Consider the following 22,660-nt stretch of genomic DNA (forward strand, 5'->3'; position numbering starts at 1 on the left):
ATGAATGCCTTAAATATCAAGGAGTTTAATGATTGTATAAATATTTTGTCATGTACTTAGAAATTTTGTACACCATAATATCCATCATAAGTAATGGTTGGTTTAGACTCAAATTTTCCGGATTTAGTTGTAACCAAAACAACCCCATTGGCAGAACGTGACCCGTAAATGGCAGCCGAAGCAGCATCTTTCAATACATCAATTGACTCAATATCAGAAGGATTGAGAAAATCAATATCCCCGACAGGTATTCCATCAACTATAAATAAAGGAGAAGCATCTCCTGTGGTACCTAATCCCCGAATATTAATTCTGTAGCCAGAGCCCGGCTGACCCGAAGTTTTAACAATCTGCATCCCTGCAGTGTTTGATTTGAGGGCATCTATTGCAGAAACTGTATTCTGTCGAGTCAGTTCTTCTGTATTAACCTGGGAGGTTGCTCCGGTAATTAATTTCTTTTTCTGAGTTCCGTAACCTACAACTACCACTTCATCCAAACCCATAATTTCTTCTTCCATGGTTACTTCCAACCTAGTCTGGTTGCCCAACACAACTTCCTGGCTTTTCATTCCAATAAATGAGAAAACAAGAACGTCTGAATCGACAGGAATGGAAAGTTCAAAAACCCCGGACATATCGGTAATGGTACCAGTTGTAGAACCCTTTACGGTAACGGTTACTCCTGGAATGGACTCTCCTTCAGCATCAACTACAACCCCACTTATGACTTTCTGCTTATCGTCTTGAATCCCGGGCAGTTGAGTCGATTTAACAGGGCTTATAGCTATATACTTATCAAAAACTTTATAAGAAAGATCAACTTCAGATAAAACGATGTTCAATATCTGGAAAATGGTACCTCTTTCAACATTTATATCAAAAGTCTTGTCAAACGTCAAATCTTCACTCCTATAAAAGAAATGAAAATCACTCTCATTCTCTATTTTCTTAAAGATGGTCTCTAATGAAGAATCTTCAATTTTCAGGGATAACTTCTTCTCCTGACCATAAATTGAACTAGCAAACACCTGGGTAACGCCAATAATCATCAGTATAACAACAACTTTCATAATCTTAAATAACCTTTGTAACTCAAAACAGTTACTACAATTCTCTGTTTTTTTCATACATTTGTAATGTTTTGGATTAATGCAATTCGTTTGCTGATGTAAAATTCAAAATGCAAGAAACTCATTGTTTCGTGAGGGAGTTGGGAAATACTGGTACTATTTTCCACTCCCTTTTTAAATTTTTGTTTTTTACCATAGGCAATTATTTTATGAATACTACACTTGGTTCTGTATCATTTATTTTCATCGAATAATCGATGTCGGTAGTGTATTTAAGTATTTCAAAAATCTGATCGATGGGCTTGTTTTTTAAAATAGCCCCGGTGTATCGGACTTCTTTTAAAGTGGGATCCTGAAATACGATATTAAGATTGAACCAATGCTCCAGTTTTTTAGCAATATCTCGCAATTGCTGGTTTTCGAAATATATTATGCCATCTTTCCAGGATGTAAGCATTTTTGTATCAACTTTCTTCTCAATTTTCAATATTTTGCTTTCCCTATCAAATGCTGCATTCTCATTTGGATTTAAATCTGCCAGAATACCTCCGGCACTGTCTTCAATATTTACTTTTCCTTCAACAAGGGTTACATTGATGGTTTCTGCGCCTTCAAATGCTTCTACATTAAAGCTAGTACCCAACACATTGACATTAAGGTGAGAAGTAGAAACAATAAATGGTTTTTTTTCATTTTTCTGAACCTTAAAATAAGCTTCTCCCTCAAGTTCAACTCTGCGATTCCTATTGTCAAAAGCGGTAGGATATTTCAACTTTGACCCCGAGTTTAACCATACATGAGTGTGGTCACTAAGAATCACTTCGGCAGTTTCTCCATACGGAACTACAATTTCATTAAGGGATGAGGCATTTGAAGGAATATTGAGCCAATACAAAAAAAATGATGCCCCACCGGCCATAAATGCAAGAATAATTAAGGCCGCATACCTAACAAAAGTCGAAAGAATAAAACGCCTTGTGTGTTTATTTCTATTCTGGATTTGGAGAATCGTGTTAAAATTTTTGAAACCCAAATACGACCAAGTATTTTTGAGACGGTTGTATTCTTCACGGTTTTTCTCATCCAATTCAATCCAATTAATCACTTCCTCAATCTCCCCACTGTCTGTAAGTGAGTTATCAACAAATTTCTGTAGTTTTTCTCGATCCATTTACTATCCGGTTTTATATAGTAGTACGCTGGGAAAAGAAATACCCTATGATTTTTTTACCTTTTTTTTTAAAAAAAACACCACTTCAAGAAGAAAACAAGAAAAAAAATGAATTCATAAAATATAAATCCAACCACCAACAAGCTAATCAAATTAGCATAATCCAACACATTAACCCACGATAAGGAAAGCTAATCTAATTAAAAAGTCCGGTAAAACACCACAAAAACACTCGTCATACAACATATCTGTTGTATGACACATTTATTGAAGCCAAAAAAAAACTAAGAGTGAAAGATAACCTTTCAGAGCTTCTCTAAATATTTTTAAGCATTTGGAAATGTGTGCCTCCACAGTTTTGAGTGAGACATCCAACTCGACAGCAATTTCTTTGTTCTTCTTATTCTCAAAGCGGCTAAGTTCAAATATTCTTCTGCTGTGAGAAGGTAAAGATTTTAAAGTAGCCTGAATGATTCCACTTATCTCATCAAAAATCATCGGAGAGGTATCAAGTTCATTCAACGAATTCTGATTAACACAAAGTTCACGGTATTTAAGATAATCTGAATGCTTCCTAACCACCTTCAAATGATCCATTTTTTTCAGACAAAGATTCTTCGCAATGGAGTAAAGCCAGGCAGATAAATTCTCAATGTTTTCAAGTTTTTCTTTTTTTTCCCATACTACTGAAAACAAATCCTGCACTACATCTTTCGAGGCCTCATTGTTGTTAAGATAATGTAGTGAAAAATAATACAGGCGCTCATAATAGGACGAAAACAGCAAACCGAAGGCCCTCTCATCACCACAGCTTAATCTTTTCAACAGCTCTTTTTCGCTAAACATATACATCAAACAAGCTTAAAACTCTCAAACATTCAAGTTCTATCAAAAATTTTAAATCCCATCTTAGAACACCTCTAGTCCAAAAATCCTTTTTTATAAATCTGTGTCGCCTCATCCACCAAATAAACAATCGATTTATAGGAAATTCCGCTGTGCAGGGATAAACCTATTTCACAGGTACGACTGGTGCTGTATCCACACTCCACATCATCGGGCAGTTGACGCCTCAGAGGTTTAAGCGCTGATGCATTCAGTTCGGGATGTGTAAACCCACGATCGCCCGCCCAACCACAACAACCAACTTCATCCGGAACAATCACCTCTTCTGCACACATCTGTGCTACCTGAAGCAATTTACTTTCCAACCCCATTTTTGTACTACTGCAGGTAGTGTGTATGGCAATTTTTTTATTTAGTTTTTTAAAATGAAGCCTGTCCGGAAAGTATTTCAAGATAAACTCCACCGGTTCATAAAGATCCAACTCGGAAGAAAGCGTCTCCTTCATCCTCAATAAACAGGGACTCATATCGCAATAAACCGGATATTTCCCGTTTTGGGAAGCTTTAAGCAATGCCTGGTCAAGTTCTCTGGCTTTTCGCAATCCCTGTTCTTTAAAACCTTTACTATCGAAAGCCATTCCGCAGCAAAGATTCTTCAAACCCTCAGGAAAAACTACATTAAACCCGGCTTTCTCCAGTAATTGACGAGTCTTCTCCACCACCGTCATCTCTTTGCCATAATCGACCGACTTACCCATGGTACGATTGATACAGGTGGGAAAATAAACCACTGTATCCTCCGTTAAGTCATGCCCATTAGACTCATAGACTGAAAAAGAGGGTCCTCCATGGGGCATATGCGGGTTCCATAAAGGAATGCGATGCCCCGACACTTTAAACAAAAAACTGGAGACACCAGACATAACCTTAGTCCCCAAAACCCTATGAGCACCACCAACAACTCCCAGAACAAATCTTCCTGACAAAGTAACCGAACTCATATGATTTGCAATCCAGGAGGCAACCTTGTTGCCCGTAGAAGAATTGCCATCAAACCGGAGATCTTTAATTAATTTCCCGGTGTTTATATCCACAGGACATGCCAACTCACAAAGGCCATCGGTAGCACACGTGGCATCGCCATCGTAGTTGTATCTCTTTTTAAGCTCCGAAAGTCTGTCTTTGTCCTTGCCCTCCAAGGACAATCGATGCATTTCGCGATAGGCCACAATGCGTTGTCTGGGCGTAAGTGTGATCCCACGGGAGGGACAATTGATTTCACAAAATCCACACTCTATGCAATTGTCTATTAAATCATGAGCAACAGGAAGAGGTTTCAGATTTTTTAGATGAATCTCCGGATCGTCATTTATTATGACTCCGGGATTAAGTATTCCACGAGGATCAACCACTTCCTTAATCTTTTTCATCAGATCATAAATGTCCTCCCCCCATTCCTCTCTTACAAAAGGAGCCATATTACGTCCGGTACCGTGCTCGGCTTTCAAACTTCCGTCATATTTGTGAACCACCAACTTCACCAAAGCCTCCATAAATTGGCGGTACCTTTCCACACCAGACCGGTTGTTAAAATCGGGCATCATGACAAAATGGATATTGCCATCCAACAAATGCCCCCAAATCACATACCCCTCATACCCGAACTCTTCTATAAGTTTTTTAAGATCTACCAAAGCATCCCCCAGAACATCAGCCCTGAAAGCCAAATCTTCAATAATACAGGCCGTACCTTTGGGACGGGACGCCGCGGCAGAAGTAAAAAGCCCCTTGCGAACTTTCCAGAGCCTGTTATACTCATCCTTATCAGTAGTAAATTCCACCGGGTAAACCGTATCAAAAAAGCTCAGTGCCTTTTCAATTTCCTTCATCCGGATGTTTAGCAAATCCTCCTCTTCCGCAGATGTTTCAACCAACAAGGCAACAACCTCTTCATCCAGCGTTTTGAGCACCGGAGGCATCCCAGACTTATTTTCAACAGAGCGCAAAGCATTACGATCCATCAGTTCGGCAGCACTTACACTACAGCCCCGCAATGGCAGAATAGCCTCACAAGCCGATTTGATATTTTTAAAAAACACCATGGAAGTAGCTTTTAAGCCATATTCTCTGACTGTTTTAAAGCTTACTTCAGAAATAAAGCCCAAAGTCCCCTCCGACCCAACCATCAGATGCTGAAGAACATCAATGGGATCTTCAAAGTCAATGAGTGAATTAACGCCATATCCACAAGTATTTTTTAATTCAAACTTATGCTGGATTTTCTGCCTGACTGCTTCATTTGATTTAGCAGATTTACTAAGAGCCGTTAACTGACTCAACATGTCGGAGTGAGTTTCTTCGAAGCATCTCCGCGATTCAAGATCACCGGTATCAAGCACTGTGCCATCAGCCAAAACCATACGCATGCTTTCAACCGTATTATAACTATTGTACCGTATTCCATAACTGGCTCCACTGGCATTATTGGAAACAATACCCCCGATGCGGGCCGAATTGATTGAAGCCGGACTTGGCCCCAGCTTATGGCCATAGGGTGCTAAACGAGCATTTGCAAGCCCTCCGGAAATTCCGCTTTGAAAACTGGCATATTTTCCGTCCGGGGAAATTTTAAAATCCGAAAAGCCGTCACCAGTATCAATAAGTACTGAGTTGGTTATGGTTTGTCCACTTAAACTGGTGCCCCCTGATTTAAAGGTGACGGGGATATTATACAGAGAACAAAGTTGAAGTACGCCCACCATCTCATATTCTGATTCAACTTTTATTACCATATCCGGAATCAGCCTGTAGAAGCCGGCATCGGTCCCTTTGGTAAGGGTATATAAAGCGTCGGTATAGACTCTGGATGCCGGTAGAATACCGTTTAACTGTTGCCGGAACCTCTGCAAAGTAGTCTTATTATTTCCCATATATTCAAATAGTTAACTAATGCCTTACAGCAAACACATTATTGTTCGAGCTTATTTTGGCCACAAAACAAGGCAGTCAAAACCCCGAAAGAATTACTTTCAATAAATCATTATTGGATTGTCACTAAAAGTTAATCACTTGAACAAAGTTATAATACTTATTATATATTACATCTGTATAAGTTTGTTTTTTTGACCTTAAAGAAAAAAGAGCTGCCTTAAAAAGACAGCTCTCTGTAATCAAACCTTGTTTCAAACTTACTCAGCCCACCATAGCTTGGTGTCTTGTACATCCGGTCCCTGTCGACCAATAGCAACCTCCAGATTGTCTAAATTTCGGGAATACGCATTGGTTCCGTATCGCATACGCTGCGGGTAATGTCCCGAGATATCCCCAAAACCAAATATATCGGAATCTGAGACTCCGTCAGCCAAACTGGCAGGATAGCCCAAATCTCTGACCACTGCCCAGGCATGGAAGCCTTCGGTATAGTAAGCCAGCCATCGTTGAATCGCTATTTTCTCCAGATCATTGGTCCCATCCAGGGTTGCCATGGATGAATTGGCCATGAAATCATCAATCTCAGCAGGATCAACACCCCACAAAAGCATGGCCTGGCGCAGTCCCATCTGGTAGTGAGCATTGGCATCACCAGAGCCCACTCCACGAACAATAGCTTCTGCCTGAAGAAGATGAGATTCTGCCGTTGTGACAACAATCTCAGGCGCAATTGGCTCTTCTTCGCCTTTATTTTGAATAATATATTGGGCAGGTTTACTAAATAAATCATACCGGGCATAGTTGCCCATTTCTCCCCTCAATCGCACAGGCTGCCCAACATAAAAAGTATCAGGATCCATCGAAATTACCGATTCTCCGTTTTCATTGCTGGCTTCGGTATAAACGGCTCCGGCAGCATCAAGAGCTGATAAAATAAAGTTTTTCCGCTTCAAATACAAAGCTTCGTCGTCACTATCTGGCCAAGGAATGGTTATTTCGCCCCCAACCGCCGGTTGGGCATATTTCGACAGCCTGGGGTCATCATAGTTCTGCAAATAATTTATCACTTCCTGGCTAACTGTCCAATCCGACCCTGCACCGAAATTATACCAAACATCTCCATAGGCAGCACTGTTCCACTGACTTATTTCAATATCCTTTGACATAAGCGCATTGTCCCCTTCATCAGCAAGCAAAGGGGCAGATAATGCTTCATTAATTGCAGGTTGAGCAAAGTCAGCACCGGGAGCGCCAAGTGCCTTAAGCGCAATACGTAGTTTAATAGTATTGGCCAGACTTTTCCATTTTTGCAGGTCACCACCATAAAACAAATCATTCTCGCCCAGATCTTCATCGGTCTCCCCCGTACTTGTTGCATCACCAATAGCATTCATCGCAGCATCCAGGTCATTGATTATTCCCTGATAGATGGCCTGATGTGTGTCAAATTTTGGCAATAGAATATCCAATTGCCCCGTTTCGGAATAGGGAATTTCTCCAAAAGTATCGGAAAAATATTCATAGAAAAGACTTTTTAAAACCAAAGCCGTAGCATGCGCCAATGGGTTTTCACGATCGCCTCCGTCACCTGTTACCTGAAGAAAAGTAACAATAGTTCCGGTATAACCCTCGAAATAATCCCAGGCTGCATCGGTATATCCTCCACTGTAGCTATAACCCAACTCACCGGACCACCATGAAGAGGAGTGTCCAAAACAAAAATGACCTGCATATCTGTCGGCATGAATCAAGTGCGCTCTCCAGTAGGGGTACCGATCCGGAGCCATCAACTTAACCTGACTCTTGGTAATAAAATACCGGGCTGAGATATCATCTCCACTAATGGCAGATGGATTTTGGTTAATTTCAGTAAAATCATCTGTACACCGAGGAAGTGTTACACAGGCCAAAATCCCGATTAATATGAACTTATATATTTTCATAATTAATTATTTTAAGCACGATTAAAACTTAAGATTAACATTGAACCCCAAACTTCTGCTTGATGGCAGCGGATTATAAAGGATACCCTGAGAGAAACTACTGGTACTGTAACTCAACTCGGGATCAAAGTTGTCAACCTCTTTGTAAAGGAAGAATAGATTCCGGGCGACGACGCCAACGGAAGCAGACTTAACAAAGCCATTTCCTAACAGAGTGTTTGGCACATTCCAAACCAGAGAGGCCTCTCTCAGTCTTATATTTGTCTGATCATAAACATACTCCGAGCCAATGCCAGCAACACTGCCCCAGTACTGCTGTGCAGTAATTCTGGAATCATTAGCTACATAACTGCCATCTTCCTGTTCAACAACAGCATCTAAAACAACCCCATCTTCACGATACTTCAGGGTGCGCTCGCCAGCACCGCTTGCATCAAGTGAAGCATCGGTTCCTGAATAAACCTCGCCACCTATGCGGGCATCAATTAAAAACCTGAGCGTAATATTTCTGTATTTCAAAGTATTTGTCAATCCACCAACCCAATCAGGCTGATAATTTCCAAGTTTCACTTTTTCGGTAGTGGCTCTTGGACGGCCGATTTCGTCAACAACAAGTTCACCATCATCATTTCTCAGCCAATCGGTTCCGTAAATATCACCAAATCCACCACCAACTGTTCCCTGAACGATAATATTTCCACTATTGGTTTCACCGAAAGGATAAGTTTCTGTCCCTGGAATCAACTCATTAAGTTCATTTTTATTTGTGGAAAAATTAACCGATAGGTCCCACGACAAATCAGGAAGATCCAACGGTGTGCCCCCCAACAAAATCTCAAAACCTCTGTTTTCAATTTCACCTACATTGCTAACACGGGAAGAGTATCCTGTTGATGCTGAAATAGGAACAGCGAAAATCAAATCCTGGGATTTGATATTATAAAAACTAAAATCGGTATAAAGTCTGTTATAGAAAAACCTGAATTCGCCTCCAAATTCAAGAGAGGTAACTTCTTCCGGCCGAAGGTCAGCATTATTTTTTTGACTGCTTCGGCTCATAGTTGTAAGCCCAAGATAAGAACCAGAAGCATCATCAATATAGTAAATATCATTCAGCATATAAGGATCCGTGTCGTTACCTACCTGCGCCCAGCTTAAACGAAGCTTCGAATAGGTAAGTGCAGGTGTTTCTATATCCAGAAGTTCATTTAATAATACAGAGGTACTAAGTGATGGATAAGAATAAGAACGACTGTCCTCAGGTAAGCTGGATGACCAATCATTTCGAAGTGATCCCTCGAGATAAAACCAGTTGTCAAAACCCAAACTGGCAGTACCATAAAGCGAATTAATCTTCTTCTTGCTTAATGGAGAATATCCATAAAAGACCAGCTCAGAAATAGAAACAGGAGGTCCCTCAGGAATCCGGAAATCTTCCCCGTTAATCCGCATACTCCTGTTATCTGTGTACATATGGTTTCCACCAAAAGTAGCATTCAGGTTAATATGTTCAGTAACATCATGTTCGAACATAAATAAAAAGTCGGCATTGGTTTCACTGGTTTGGTATTGATTATAACTAAAGCGTCCCCGATCATAATACCAGTGTCCGTATGCCTCAAGGTTTTCAATATTTTGTTTTACGAAATCGGATCCAACTCTGACGAAGGCAGAGAGCCAATCCGTAAATTCATATTGAACCTTTACAAATCCTGTAAAACGATTCCGCCAGTCCTCTCTGCGGTCGTTGAACATCATCCAGTATGGATTGGCCCCCAAAGAAGAATGAGAAACAGCCCGCAATGTTTCCGGATTCTGATAATCGCGATAGTCGTCAATTGCAGCATTCCGTGGAATGGAATACACATAAGCCATCACCCCTTCGGTACCAAGTTTAGGGCGGTTTTCTCCATGTTGATGAAAATAAGTAGCTTTAGCATCGATGGTCAATTTATCACCCATTTTGGCAAACCCCCTAAGATTGAAATTATGCCGGTCAATGCCGGAGTTAGGCAAAATTGAAGTGGAATGCGTGTTGGTATAAGAAAACCTGACATTTGCGTTTTCCACTCCCCCTTCGAGGGCCAGGTTGGTAATCAAAGTCTGCCCAGTTTCAAAAAAATCTTCAACATTAGACGGCTGTGCAGTATAAGGTTGAGCTTCTCCGGTCCAGTAGAGCTTTTGAGAACCATCCATCATTGGCCCCCAACTGCCTCCGGCCTCTTTCAAGTCCAGAAGATTATCTGGTACATATCCCTGTGTCCCCTGTCCATATTTATTTTGGTATTCAGGCAACACCAATGGACGCTCAAATGTCAGGCTTGAAGAAACTGAAACCCCTAATCCCTTCTGAGCAGAGCCTTTTTTGGTAGTAATCAAGATTACCCCGTTAGCGGCACGGCTACCATAAAGGGCTGCAGCATTTGGCCCCTTCAATACAGAAATGGATGCCACATCGTCCGGGTTAATATCAGAAATCCCGGTACCATAATCTGTTTTCGAATAAGATCCCACATCATTGGAATTAGCTGTCCCATAACCAGAATTGTCAATGGGAACCCCATCCACTACGTAAAGAGGTTGGTTGTTCTGGGAAAGTGAGTTATTCCCACGAATAACTACACGGGAACCTCCTCCCGGGCCAAACGCCCCCTGAGTAATAGTAACACCAGCAACTTTACCAGCCAGGGAATTCATTACGTTTGTTTCTTTTACTGTCGACACTTCATCGCTTTGAACTTCAGTCACAGTATAACCAAGAGATTTTTTTTCACGCGAAAGCCCCAATGCAGTGACAACCACCTCATCCACATCAAAGACAGTGGATTCCATCTGAATATTGTAAGTACCAGGTGTGCCGGGAACAATTTCCTGCTTGGCAAACCCAATAAACGAAAAAACAACGGTTGCTTCTTCGGAAATACTTAATGAATACCTGCCATCCAGATCGGTAATGGTTCCATTGGTGGTACCTTTCTCAACTACCGAAACCCCGGGAATAGGTTCACCGTTGGAACTCTCGGTTACTACTCCTGAAATCTCAATTTGCTGAGCAGCAATAAATCCGGCATACAACAACAAAAGCGTTGTAATGAACCATTTTTTCAAAAAAAGCTTCTTTTTCATAAACCTGATTTTTTAAATTAAGAAAAATCCAGTAGTCAATTTAAGCCTTTTATCAGATACATGTCTTTTTTATTTAACTTTTTTTGTTTTCAGAGTGCTTTTTTTAACATTTTCAATTAATTTGGTCCAAACTCAAGGTCCTACCCTTACAAAACCCCATAACTTCCTCTAGAGCAAGAGTAAATAGGAAAGAAATTTAATATCCGGAGAAAAAAGGAAATAAGAAGATTCACAAAACTTTTCAAATGCACCACTTCTGCAAATGGCACAGAATGTTAATTTGCCTCCTCCAGGACATCATATAATATTTGCTGAATTGCAGTGCGAACATTGAGATCGTAAAGCGCAACATTCTCTCTGGTGGGAAAAACTCTGTTTGAAAGAAATATATACAACACCCGGTAAGCAGGATCCATCCATACAAAAGTGCCTGTAAAACCGCTGTGCCCAAAACTGGCAGCAGAGGCACTTCGGGCTGGATAGGCTTCATCTATTTCCTTTGAATCATTATTCAGCAGAGGTTTATCAAATCCAAGCCCCCGTCGATTTTCATTTTCCGGAAATTGAACACAGGTAAACTCATTCACTACTTGCTCAGGGAGAAGCTGCTGACCACCATAACTGCCTTTATTGAGATACATTTGCATCAACTTTCCCAGATCATTGGCATTGCCAAACAATCCGGCGTTGCCACTTACTCCGCCAAATACAGCAGCCGCTTCATCGTGGACTCGCCCGTGAACCTGACTTTCGCGATAAAACAGATCCATTTCGGTGGGAGGAATCTCACCTTTGGAAAAACCCTTCTCCAGAGGATTGTAAACGAGTCTGGAAGCCCCCAATGGTTTGAAAACCTCAGAGTAAAGAAGTTTTTCGTACGACGTCCCTGTAATTTGAGAGATCATTTCAGGATAGACCAAAAAAGAGAGTCCCGAATAACGGTATTCAACATAAGGAAGGAGTCTTGAACGACGAATCATCCGAAAGATCTTTTCTTGAAACCTTTCTTTTAAATAAAGATGCTCATCGACTTGGTAAGGAAACCCTGGAGAAGCTTCCAACCGATAAAAGCGCCGTTTGAAACGTCCCTCCCGTTTCGTTTCCCGCCAAAAACCAAGATAAGGGACTAATCTGGCCTGATGGGCTAGTATTTGCCGCAATGTAAGTGTATCTTTATTGGAGCGGTGGAAAAGCCTGTTCTTCCAATCTTCCCAATAATTGGAGAACGGCCGGTCAAGATCAAGCACTCCGGTACCAGTCAACTGCATCAGGAGTGGCAGGGGGCCGCTAATTTTGGTAACCGAAGCAAGGTCATACAAATCGGTATCCTGCACTTTTACCCGTTTATTATAGGTGTGATAACCATACGACTTACGGTGGATAACCTTTCCATCAACTGCCATCAGAATCTGGCACCCGGGAAAAGCTTTCAGGGCCATAGCATGCATTACCACACTGTCAATTCGCTCATTCAAACGCTTTCCGTCCAGGCCTAAAGAATCGGGATGCGCATATTCAAAACGGAGGCCACCTCTTTTGTCTATCCCATGCCCTTTAGGATACTTTCCCGCGAGCTCCGTTTGTAATTTTCCATGAATGCCTATGCCCCCAAAAAGTGCCTGGGCAGCATGGTCCTGGCTTATGGAATCGTTCTCTTCACTCAGCAACAGGACTTCAGCGGAAGACAAGCCGTCCCATTTCTCAAGGGCTTCAGCACTTCCAAAAAAGACGACCACTGTCGGATGCTCTTTAACGAAATCTGCAACAGAGTACCTCACGGTTGCATCATCACAGTCAGAATTAATTCCCAGAACCAACCGTTTCTTTTTATTTTCTGATTCACGAAGTAATCTCTTCTCCAGCATACTGTCCAACGGAAAAGAATCCACGTCCATTTCCTGATAATCCAGCATTCGATCACCGAAATGACTCAGTTCCCCTGCAATAAAGCAGGAAAACCAACTTTCTTCCAACCCTGTAAATGGAATAATTTCATCCTTGTTTTTAAGTAAAACTAATTGATAAATAGATTCAGGTATGGAGTCGTTCTTCTCTTCAATAACGATGGTGTCATTCAATGAGAGCAGATTCACAGTAAAATATAAAAAAACAAATACCAGAAGGAGAAGCCGTTTCATCGCAGAAATATTTTAAAAATAAACCAATACAGGTTGCTATTCCTCATAAAGCAAATAGGATCTTCGCTGCTTTTTAAATTGTTCAACATCATCTTTCCACATCGCCTTAATCTCTTTGGCGGATTTTCCCTGCATAATCATTTGTCGAACGTAATCAACACCTATCAGCTTTTCAAAAAAAGGACGAAAGAAATGGCTGCCCATATTCAGATTATTGTAAGCATCAATAACATACGACAAATCTATGCCTTTCTTAAATATTTCCTCATTGGATAAATCCGAAAGATCCACCCCATAGCATTTTTTATCCAACTGGGGAGGATTTTTAGCCCCCGGCACACTTCTGGGGGTGAAGCTAAAATCATATCCTTTCATGTTTGGATGTCCGTAAACCTGGAAAGGTTTGGAAGTCCCGCGTCCGAGGCTGACGGGAGTCGCTTCAAAATAGCAAGTTGAAGGATAAAGATAAATAGATCTCATGTTGGGAAGATTGGGTGATGGCGCAACAGGCAATTCATAGAGCGTTTGGTGGGTATAGTTATCGCAGGCAATGACTTCCAGTTCGCATTCCCGATTTTCAGGCAACCACTTTTCTCCATTTACCATACGCGCAATTTCCCCTAAGGTCATACCATGCACAACAGGAATGGGCAACCAACCGACTCCCGACTTATGTTTCATATCCAGAATTGGTCCATCCACATAATGACCGTTCGGATTTGGCCGGTCAAGAACAATCATTTTCTTTTCATTCCTGGCACACACATCCATTAGCTTTACCATAGTAACATAGTAGGTATAAAATCTAAGCCCTACATCCTGAATGTCAACCAGCAAAACATCGAATCCACCCAAAATCTCCTGATCAATTTCTCCCTTATTCCCTCCATATAAAGAGAAAATGGGGAGTCCGGTTTTTTTATCCACCGAATTGGCCACATGTTCTCCTGCATCAGCTGTTCCTCTGAAACCGTGTTCGGGAGCAAAAATGCCTTTCACATCAAACTCATTTTTCAGTAAAAAATCAACCAGGTGCTCATCTCCGACCAATCCGGTGTGATTGGAAAATACTGCAATGCGCTGATTCTCTAAAAGCGGAAAATACTCAGACGATCGCTCCGCACCTACAACCACCTGACCTATAACAGAGTGATTAGCACAAAGCATAACGAACAACCCCAACAAAATAAAACCTAGTCGTTTCATATAATTTCTTTAAAAACAATCTACCAACAAAAATAAATTAAGGCAGAATCCTGAACTACAGGATTCCACCTTAATAATAATCAATTCATGCTTTTACCAACCTGGATTCTGCTCTAGTGTTACTCCGTTTTCTTTATATAAAGCAATCTCATCAGTAGGCAATGGATATAAATAATCTCGTTCATCATAAGCTCTCACTGCTGAAGGATCATCAGTAGGAATAATATATCCGGCAGTACCTTCCCTGTCAAGATTGACACCATCCAGATCACTTAAATCAATCTGAGTATCCGCATCAGCGACATTTTCATTAAACCACAAAACAAAGGCTTCCTTATCAAGCCATGCTCCCATGTTCAATTTTGTGTTCAGCGTCATGTCGGCATATTCCAGCTTTTTCCAGCGTCGTAAATCATCATAACGTTTTCCTTCCCAGACCATCTCAACTCTCCGTTCGCGTCTGATTTCCCAAAGCAAAGAAGACACATCAGCATCCCTGTTAGGATCATTGATTACCATACCATTCACAGACAAATTATTTCCGTCAAAAGTAACCAAAGGCATATCCACACTTTCTCTCTTTCTCAGCTCATTAAATGAGATGTCAAAGTCATTTTGATTAAGTGAGTATTCACCCAAATCATGCAACTCGGCAGAAGCTTCGATATAATTTAGTAATACTTCACCATACCTCATCACCGGAGCATCGGTTATTGAAAGCTGTCCGGAATACTCTGTTAAATTATAATTTATAAATCTATGAGAATAATAACCTGAGGACGCAAATAGGACATCTACTCCATCCAGGTATTTGCGTGACGAATCAATATTTGCATAAAGTCTTGGATCACGATTGGCCATTTCCAATGAGAAGGTCTTATCTGATTCGAATAAATCATTCTCAGCCTGTTCAATGGGCAAACCATTAGACGAAAGATAACTATCAATCAAATCCTTGGAAGGAGCATTGCGTTGCCCATCCTGAAGCTGAAACCCCATCACAGAATGAGTTACCTCACCGGGCTCATATGCACGATAAAGAATAATTTCCGGATTTCCATCAAGGGTCTCAGATGTTGTGAGGGATAAGTAATCAGGGGCAATGGAATACCTGCCACTTTCAATTAATTCCAGGGCGGCAGTCCGGGCTGCAGAAAGGTACTTTGTAGCTGCAGCATTGTTCTGACCATGATATTTCTGCCAAGTTCCCTCGAACAGCATAATCTGTGAGGTAAAAGCTTTTACCACATCCTGGTTTACTTTCAAGCCGGGCATGCCATCAGATACACGAACATGCTCCATGGCAAACTCCAGGTCTGCCAGAACATTATCCATTACCGTGGTACGAGCATCTCTTTGACGATAAAGTAAATCTTTCTCAGTATCATCAACCACCTGTTCAAACCAAGGTACATCGCCGAATCGTTTAACCAAACGATGATATTCCATCGCCCGGAAGAATCGTGCAACTCCAAGCCAGTGATTCTTTGATTCCTCAAGCATATCAGCATTATCTAATCTATCAATGATTAAATTGATCTGTCTGACATAGCTAAATGACCATCCTGCAGATGACGCAGTAGAAGGGGCATTGTTAATAAAATAAGTTGCAGCTTTTTGAGCCGCATCATCTGTCCATGATGTTTCAGGGGCATCGGCAAGTGTCCAGAAATTAGAGCGGGTCCAGCCACTCTCATAACCCGGAAAAAAATGAGTATAAAAAGCAAACATCCGATTACCTACATTACCTTCATCGTTCCAAAACTCCGGATTATCCACCAGAGTGTCGTTTGGCAGTCGTTCCAGATAATCATCGGAACAGGCGGCAAACAATGAAAGAATAATTCCAAATATTAATATTCTTGTCTTCATAATCTATATCGTTTTAGAAGCTTATTTGTACACCACATGAAATAGTTCGAGAGTAGGGATAACTACGACCGAAAGAAAATCCGGTTGTATTTCCGTTTTTGTTTTCAGTTGATTCCGGATCGACAGGAAGATGCGCATCAGTAAATTCAAATAAGTTTTCACCACTCACATACACTCTTACCTGTTCAAAGGAAGCTCTGGATACCAGCTGACGTGGCAAAGTATATCCAAGAGTCATATTTTTACATCGAAGATATGACAAATCCAAAAGATATCTGCTTTGACGTAAAAAGTTCCTGCCGTTGCTCACCCATGAATGACTCGCAGGCCTGGGATAAAAAGCATTTGTATTTTCAGGTGTCCAGTAATCCATGAAGTGGTCATAATATGCTTCATTGTCGATAAACGACGGAATAGCAATACTCCCAATGGCCCAAATATCTCTTTGTCCCACTCCCTGGAAAAAAGTGCTAAAGTCAAAGCCTTTCCATGCCAGGTCGAGACCAAAACTATATTCATACCGTGGTCGGGTATTACCGATCACTCTCAAATCACCATGGTCGTCCAATGTATTACTTCCATAATTTATTTCTCCATCACCATTAAGATCCTGGTACTTGACATCCCCAGGTCCATACTGAAAGGCTCCTGATTCAAATAAACTTTGTGAAGCAATACCCTCTCTCATTTCGCCATTAACAAAATCGGTTTCCTGGAACAAACGATCGGTTTCATATCCCCAAATCTCTCCAAGTTCTTTGCCTTCATAATTTGAATAAATATTCTCGATACTGTTACTATACTTAACAATCTCTTCCTTAACATCTGAGAATCCGGCTCTCAAACTCATCTGTAAACCGTTAGAAAATTGGTGATTGAAATCAAGCATGATTTCATAGCCTTTTCCTTCAAGTTCTCCATAATTTCTCAATGGCGAGCTTGCGCCAAATGAAGCAGGAAGAGTTTCCCCGGGTGAATGCATATCGGTTGTGGTACGTTTATACCAATCAAAGACAACACCCATTTTATTTCTAAAGAATCGAGCATCAAGTCCAATATCTAATGTTGAAACACGTTCCCAGGTAAGACTGGGGGAAATAATTGTAGGACTTGTAATATATGGAATCTGTCCTCCATCCATAACCCACCCGGAAGATGGACTGTTTGACATTGTGGAAAGGAAAGAATTCGCGGCTACATCCTGGTTCCCAATAGTTCCCCATGAACCTCGTATTTTGAGATCAGACAAGACCGGATCAGTAAAATCCATAAAAGGTTCTTCTGTAACCCTCCATCCCACAGAAGCCGATGGGAAGAAAGCCCACTTATCACCTTCAGGAAATCTGGAAGAACCATCATAACGACCATTTACTTCAATAAGGTATTTTTGTTGGTAATCATAGTTGATCCTTGCAAATGCCCCGGCAGATGCAAACTCATAATCATAAGCATAAGTTGAATTTCTTGCATACTCATCTCCTGTTGTAAGTTGTATGGCAGGAGTTGTTGGATCAATCAATCCGCGAGCTTCAGAATAATGACTAAAATTTCTGCGATCTTCAGCATCCATACCGGCCATTACCTTAAAATTGTGCTGATCATTCAGGTCAAATTCATAGGTTCCATAAGCTTTAAAAACATTACTAACAGTATAACGGCTGGATTCAATTACCCTGTCATGTGTTTGTCCGTAAATGTCACCATAATTCTCGGTAGGGTTGGCTGTAAACATATTATAGGCCATAATGGTACCACCATTTCTTCTCAGGTTTTTATTCAACAAAGAGAAAGTGTAGTCTACATTGATTGCCATTCCATCAATAGGAGTAAAAATACTTCCAAGGTTTAACCTTCCATAATTTTGGGTATCTGATTCATCATTGGCATATTTCATATCTGTAACAGCAGACCTGAAAGGTTTGTCTTCATAGTCGGCATAGGGATACCATCTGGGCCAGCGCAAAAGATAATACCAGGCATCGTACAAACCAGACGTAAAACGATACGGTTGAGTTTCCGTAGACCGTGTAAGCAAAACTCCTGTTTTTACCTCCCACCAATCTCTGACCTGGGTGGTGACATTGGTACTAAAATTATAACGCTCATAAGTATCGGTATTTTCTTTCATCACTCCGGATTGCTCCAGATAACCAAAACTCACATTAAAAGTAGATTTGTCAGAGCCCCCGCTTACAGAGAAGTTATGAGATTGCTGAGGCGTCCATTTTCTGGTAAACTCTTTAAAGGGATCAAAAGAACGATAAAAATAAGTTTTTCCTCCTCTGATCTCAAAATCACGTCCCATCTGCATTTCTCCTAATTCATTCTGAGACATATGGCCATACTGTTCTTCCCAGTCCTTTATTTTGCCTAATGCCTCCTGATCCACATTATAACCGATACTGGAGATACTATTTGCACCACTTGTTCGTTCGGCGATGTCCAGTAAAACCTTAGCATTCTCGTATGCAGAAGTTTGTTCGGGCATCATAGTGGGCGTATTCCACGCAATATTGTTTCTATAAGTAACCCTAACTTTGTCATCCTTACTTCCTTTTTTAGTGGTAATCAGAATAACACCCCATGTTGCTCTGGTACCATATATGGCTGCTGATGCAGCATCTTTAAGAACTGATATTTCTGCAATATCATCAGGATTAACAAGATTCAAACTTGGGATTTCAACGTTATCTACAAGAATAAGCGGTGATGTACCTCCCGAAGCATTGAGCGAACCGGTTGAACCACGTAAGCGAATTGTGGACTCGGTACCAACACCACCTTGTTGATTCGTAATTGTCAGACCCGGAGAAATTCCCTGCAATGCTTTACCAACATCAGTAACGGGACGACTGCTAATAGCCTTCTCCACATCAATACTTGAAACAGCACCGGTCAGGTTCTCTTTCCGTTGTGAACCATAACCAACCACCACCACATCATCCAACATCATATCGCTGGGAACAAGATTAATGGTGTAATTTTCTCCTGCCTGGGCTTCAAGAATAAAATTATCATAGCCAATGAACGAAAACCGAACATTAGCAGATTCCTGACCAAGGTCAAGCTCAAATTCTCCTTCCATATTGGTAATGGTACCGCTACCGGAGCCCACAACCACTATGTTTACACCGGGAATTGGATCACTGTTTTCAGAATCCAGAACTGTCCCCGTAATGCTTTGCCCTATTGCATGGCCTGTTAACACACAGAACAGAGCTAAGAGTAACGAGATTTTTTTTGTCATCATAATCGTTGAATTAACTGATTTAAAAATTAATGAACTGTTTCTATTTATTTACTCATGGGATGTTTAATCTTTAATAATCTACCTTCCATCAATGATACCCAGAGGTGCCCCTGGCTGTCAGTGACAATTTTATTAATCGATGAATTTCCCGGCTTATGTTTCCACAGAACTTTATTTCCATTAGCAGAAACGGCAGTAATAAGACCGTTTTTAGTAGCAGCAGCAACCCACGCGTCTTTAGAAACGACAGGACAAGGATTGTGGTCGTACTCAATACCGGCATCAATAGCCCAAAGCGTTTTGGGAAAAAATGTACGGGAGGATATGGCGATTATGGAATCGTTCATCAACTTGGCATATACCTGCATCCCATCCGGACTAATGCCCATGGACTCACGTACCTGGTGTTTTTGGGTTCGCCAAACTTCTTTTCCGGTTTTCAGTTCAATAGCAGTCATAAACCTGTCTGGGGCAACGATAAATACTTTTCCTTGAGAAATCACAGGCTTTACGTTTCCGGGAGAGAAAAGCTGAACACTATTACCGTTATTCCATGTCCATTGAACCGCTCCGGTATCTTTGTCAAGACAATAAAGATGTCTGTCCCAGGCACCAAAGACCACTTCTTTGTCTGCGAGCACTGGTTTTCCCTGAACAAGACCATCGATGCCATCATATCTCCAGATGACACTGCCATCAGACATATCGATCTTGTAGAAGGCTGTTTGTCCGCCTCCTATATACAAAGCATTGTCTTCAACAATCCCTTCGGCAAGCACGGGTGTTCCCACATTAACCTTCCACACTTCCCTTCCATTTTTGGCATCCAGGCCGATTATCTCTCCTCGCACATTCCCAAAAGCAACCACTTTCTTATTTGTCACCGGAGTGGAAAAAAGGGCTCCTTCATAACGGCGTTCCCAGAGAATTGATTTATCAGAAGTTCTCACTCCTTTAACATACCCCAGCGAATTACCGTAAACCAGAAGAGAATCATGGACCAGACAAGGCCCCGTAAAAATGGAAGCCGTATCTCTCAATTCAAACACCACTTCAACCCCCGGATACTGTGAATTGACCGAGTAATTCGGTCTCGAAGAAATCGGTAATGTTTTAATCGTATCCGGAGAAAATAAACTCAGAGAAATAATCGGGTCACCTATATCCTCCGAGGGTTGTTTATTAAAAATCAATGCACTGTCGTTTCGAAGTTCCAATAGGGTATAGCCCGGTGCATCAAATTGAGGGCTGGAAAGAGATCGTCCCATGACCCCGGGAATTCCGTCAAAATTTAACAACTTAATTCTGTGACCATGGCCGCACAAAGTGAGTCGGCAATCATGCTCTTTAAGTAAACCTACTACATGGGTCCAATTGTCCAATCCTTCAGCCAATGGATAATGAGCCATAATTACCAATGTTTTATCCTTATTTTCAAGGTTATTCAAGACACGCTTCAGCCATTTCAGATCTTCCTGTTTCACATGCCCGTCCCCCATTTTCATATACGGACCGGTATTGAAACCAACAAAAAGAAAATCGTCCGTGGTGAAGATAAATCTGTCATTTCCCCATAGTTCATTAAACTTAAGACCTGCCGATTCAGACCAATTGGTTTCGTGATTCCCGGGAATCGCATAATATGGAACATTCAACCGATCCAGAACTTTCTTAACAGCCATCAATTCAGCATTTGATCCCGTATTGGTTAAATCGCCCGTTACTACAACAAAATCAGGTTTAGCAGCATTGATATCATCTATTACTTCAATAAGATTCGCTTCTGCTTCCGAACCGGGAGAAACGTGAATGTCCGTCAGGTGAGCAATGCTCAAACTCTCAGAAGCAGGCTTGCAGGCAGAAAAAGCTACTACTGAAACGAAAACAAAGAACAAAACTCTCATAAAATCTACTTTAAATAATTAAATCACAGAAAAAATTGTACTACTCCCTTCAACACCCTAGCACCCCTATTCCGGGTCTTTCAGGCAATACCAAGCGACCATCCTCTATTATCAGTCCATCAAACACATCATTGGTGATAAGCAAGTTCCCATCCAGGTCAGCCCAGTCAGCCATGGGAGATAATTGTGCGGCAGCAGTAACTGCACAGGATGTTTCAGTCATACATCCAAACATCACTTTCATACCCAGGCCTTTTGCGGCTAGCGCCATCTGTCGTGCTGCACGCATTCCGCCGCATTTCATCAGTTTAATATTCACACCACTGTAAACACCAAATACGTTTTTGATATCGTCAACAGTTTGTAGCGCTTCATCGGCGATAATGGGTAGCGGACTATTCTGAGTGAGCCAGGCAATATCTTCAACCGAAGTCTTGGGCATGGGCTGTTCCACAAAAACAATTCCCTGATCTTTGAGCCAGTGTATCATCTCCAGTGCTTCGTTGCGGTCTTTCCAACCCTGATTCACATCCACGCAAAGGGGCTTGTCTGTAACCGATCGCACACTATTGATCATCTCCCGGTCGTTACCTCCGCCCATTTTTACTTTCAGAATATTGTAAGGCGCTGCTTCGCGGGTTTTTTCTTTGACAAGATCAGGCTTGTCAATACCTATGGTGTAAGAAGTATCCGGCGTATCTTCGGGGTTAAATCCCCAAATGCGGTACCAGGGTTGCTCCATGAGTTTCCCGACCAAATCATGCAGCGCAATATCTACAGATGCTTTAGCAGCATAGTTTCCCGGGGCAATTTGATCCACATAATCCAGAATGTCTTCCATCAAAAAAGGATCGTTAAAACAAGACAGATCAACCTTTGAGAGGAACTTCCGCACAGACTCATGACTTTCTCCAAGGTAAGGCGGCATGGAAGCCTCCCCATATCCTACCGTACCGTCCAATTCTATTTCGGTCAACATAACCGGGGTGGTGGTTCTGCTACCTGATGCCAGCGTAAACGCATGTTTCAGCTGCAATTCATAGGGGGTAAATTTCAAATTCATAGTATTACTCACCATCGATCTGCTTCGGTTGTTTATATTGACACACCCTTTTGTTCCCATTGATATAAATGCCGACCCGGCAATAATTCCGGCTGTTTTCAGAAAATCCCTTCTGTTATTGAATCTGTTATTTCTCATAA

Annotated in this window: 12 protein-coding genes; all 12 read right to left on the minus strand. The window is 41.4% G+C overall.

Annotated elements, in window-relative coordinates; translation table 11 throughout:
* Positions 1-56: 56 nt before the first annotated feature.
* Positions 57-1,070, minus strand: a complete 1,014-nt coding sequence (locus tag W7W_RS0121235) for a SusC/RagA family TonB-linked outer membrane protein (RefSeq protein ID WP_162097983.1) — start codon at positions 1,068-1,070, stop codon at positions 57-59.
* A 202-nt stretch (positions 1,071-1,272) separates the two neighbouring features.
* A complete protein-coding gene (locus tag W7W_RS0121240) occupies positions 1,273-2,241 on the minus strand; it encodes a FecR family protein (RefSeq protein ID WP_010665624.1) in 969 nt (322 codons plus the stop codon).
* Positions 2,242-2,505: 264 nt separating this feature from the next.
* Positions 2,506-3,087, minus strand: coding sequence for an RNA polymerase sigma-70 factor (locus W7W_RS0121250; RefSeq protein ID WP_010665625.1), 582 nt, complete (start codon positions 3,085-3,087; stop codon positions 2,506-2,508).
* A 74-nt stretch (positions 3,088-3,161) separates the two neighbouring features.
* Positions 3,162-6,017, minus strand: a complete 2,856-nt coding sequence (locus W7W_RS0121255) for an FAD-binding and (Fe-S)-binding domain-containing protein (RefSeq protein ID WP_010665626.1) — start codon at positions 6,015-6,017, stop codon at positions 3,162-3,164.
* A gap of 258 nt (positions 6,018-6,275) precedes the next feature.
* Positions 6,276-7,961, minus strand: coding sequence for a SusD/RagB family nutrient-binding outer membrane lipoprotein (locus W7W_RS0121260; protein WP_010665627.1), 1,686 nt, complete (start codon positions 7,959-7,961; stop codon positions 6,276-6,278).
* Between the two features lie 21 nt (positions 7,962-7,982).
* Entirely contained in the window at positions 7,983-11,087 is a 3,105-nt protein-coding gene (locus W7W_RS0121265; RefSeq protein ID WP_010665628.1) for a SusC/RagA family TonB-linked outer membrane protein, read from the minus strand.
* 275 nt (positions 11,088-11,362) lie between these two features.
* Positions 11,363-13,225, minus strand: a complete 1,863-nt coding sequence (locus W7W_RS22665; protein ID WP_010665629.1) for a serine hydrolase domain-containing protein — start codon at positions 13,223-13,225, stop codon at positions 11,363-11,365.
* A gap of 36 nt (positions 13,226-13,261) precedes the next feature.
* Positions 13,262-14,431: an exo-beta-N-acetylmuramidase NamZ family protein gene (locus tag W7W_RS0121275; protein WP_010665630.1), complete on the minus strand. Its 1,170-nt coding sequence runs from the start codon at positions 14,429-14,431 to the stop codon at positions 13,262-13,264.
* Between the two features lie 93 nt (positions 14,432-14,524).
* The gene (locus tag W7W_RS0121280; RefSeq protein ID WP_010665631.1) at positions 14,525-16,303 is read right to left on the minus strand and encodes a RagB/SusD family nutrient uptake outer membrane protein; all 1,779 of its coding nucleotides are present in this window, start codon (positions 16,301-16,303) and stop codon (positions 14,525-14,527) included.
* A 13-nt stretch (positions 16,304-16,316) separates the two neighbouring features.
* Positions 16,317-19,553: a SusC/RagA family TonB-linked outer membrane protein gene (locus W7W_RS0121285; protein ID WP_010665632.1), complete on the minus strand. Its 3,237-nt coding sequence runs from the start codon at positions 19,551-19,553 to the stop codon at positions 16,317-16,319.
* 44 nt (positions 19,554-19,597) lie between these two features.
* Positions 19,598-21,457, minus strand: coding sequence for an outer membrane protein assembly factor BamB family protein (locus tag W7W_RS0121290; protein ID WP_010665633.1), 1,860 nt, complete (start codon positions 21,455-21,457; stop codon positions 19,598-19,600).
* Between the two features lie 49 nt (positions 21,458-21,506).
* A complete protein-coding gene (locus tag W7W_RS0121295) occupies positions 21,507-22,658 on the minus strand; it encodes a dipeptide epimerase (RefSeq protein WP_010665634.1) in 1,152 nt (383 codons plus the stop codon).
* Positions 22,659-22,660 lie beyond the last annotated feature (2 nt).

The sequence above is a fragment of the Marinilabilia salmonicolor JCM 21150 genome, from assembly GCF_000259075.1.
Taxonomy (GTDB): Bacteria; Bacteroidota; Bacteroidia; order Bacteroidales; family Marinilabiliaceae; genus Marinilabilia; species Marinilabilia salmonicolor.

What these genes read in the sequence shown, in the direction of transcription:
- W7W_RS0121235 (WP_162097983.1), bottom strand. Translation starts at nt 1,070, where the DNA reads ATGAAAGTTGTTGTTATACTGATGATTATTGGCGTTACCCAGGTGTTT.
- W7W_RS0121240 (WP_010665624.1), bottom strand. Translation starts at nt 2,241, where the DNA reads ATGGATCGAGAAAAACTACAGAAATTTGTTGATAACTCACTTACAGAC.
- W7W_RS0121250 (WP_010665625.1), bottom strand. Translation starts at nt 3,087, where the DNA reads ATGTTTAGCGAAAAAGAGCTGTTGAAAAGATTAAGCTGTGGTGATGAG.
- W7W_RS0121255 (WP_010665626.1), bottom strand. Translation starts at nt 6,017, where the DNA reads ATGGGAAATAATAAGACTACTTTGCAGAGGTTCCGGCAACAGTTAAAC.
- W7W_RS0121260 (WP_010665627.1), bottom strand. Translation starts at nt 7,961, where the DNA reads ATGAAAATATATAAGTTCATATTAATCGGGATTTTGGCCTGTGTAACA.
- W7W_RS0121265 (WP_010665628.1), bottom strand. Translation starts at nt 11,087, where the DNA reads ATGAAAAAGAAGCTTTTTTTGAAAAAATGGTTCATTACAACGCTTTTG.
- W7W_RS22665 (WP_010665629.1), bottom strand. Translation starts at nt 13,225, where the DNA reads ATGAAACGGCTTCTCCTTCTGGTATTTGTTTTTTTATATTTTACTGTG.
- W7W_RS0121275 (WP_010665630.1), bottom strand. Translation starts at nt 14,431, where the DNA reads ATGAAACGACTAGGTTTTATTTTGTTGGGGTTGTTCGTTATGCTTTGT.
- W7W_RS0121280 (WP_010665631.1), bottom strand. Translation starts at nt 16,303, where the DNA reads ATGAAGACAAGAATATTAATATTTGGAATTATTCTTTCATTGTTTGCC.
- W7W_RS0121285 (WP_010665632.1), bottom strand. Translation starts at nt 19,553, where the DNA reads ATGATGACAAAAAAAATCTCGTTACTCTTAGCTCTGTTCTGTGTGTTA.
- W7W_RS0121290 (WP_010665633.1), bottom strand. Translation starts at nt 21,457, where the DNA reads ATGAGAGTTTTGTTCTTTGTTTTCGTTTCAGTAGTAGCTTTTTCTGCC.
- W7W_RS0121295 (WP_010665634.1), bottom strand. Translation starts at nt 22,658, where the DNA reads ATGAGAAATAACAGATTCAATAACAGAAGGGATTTTCTGAAAACAGCC.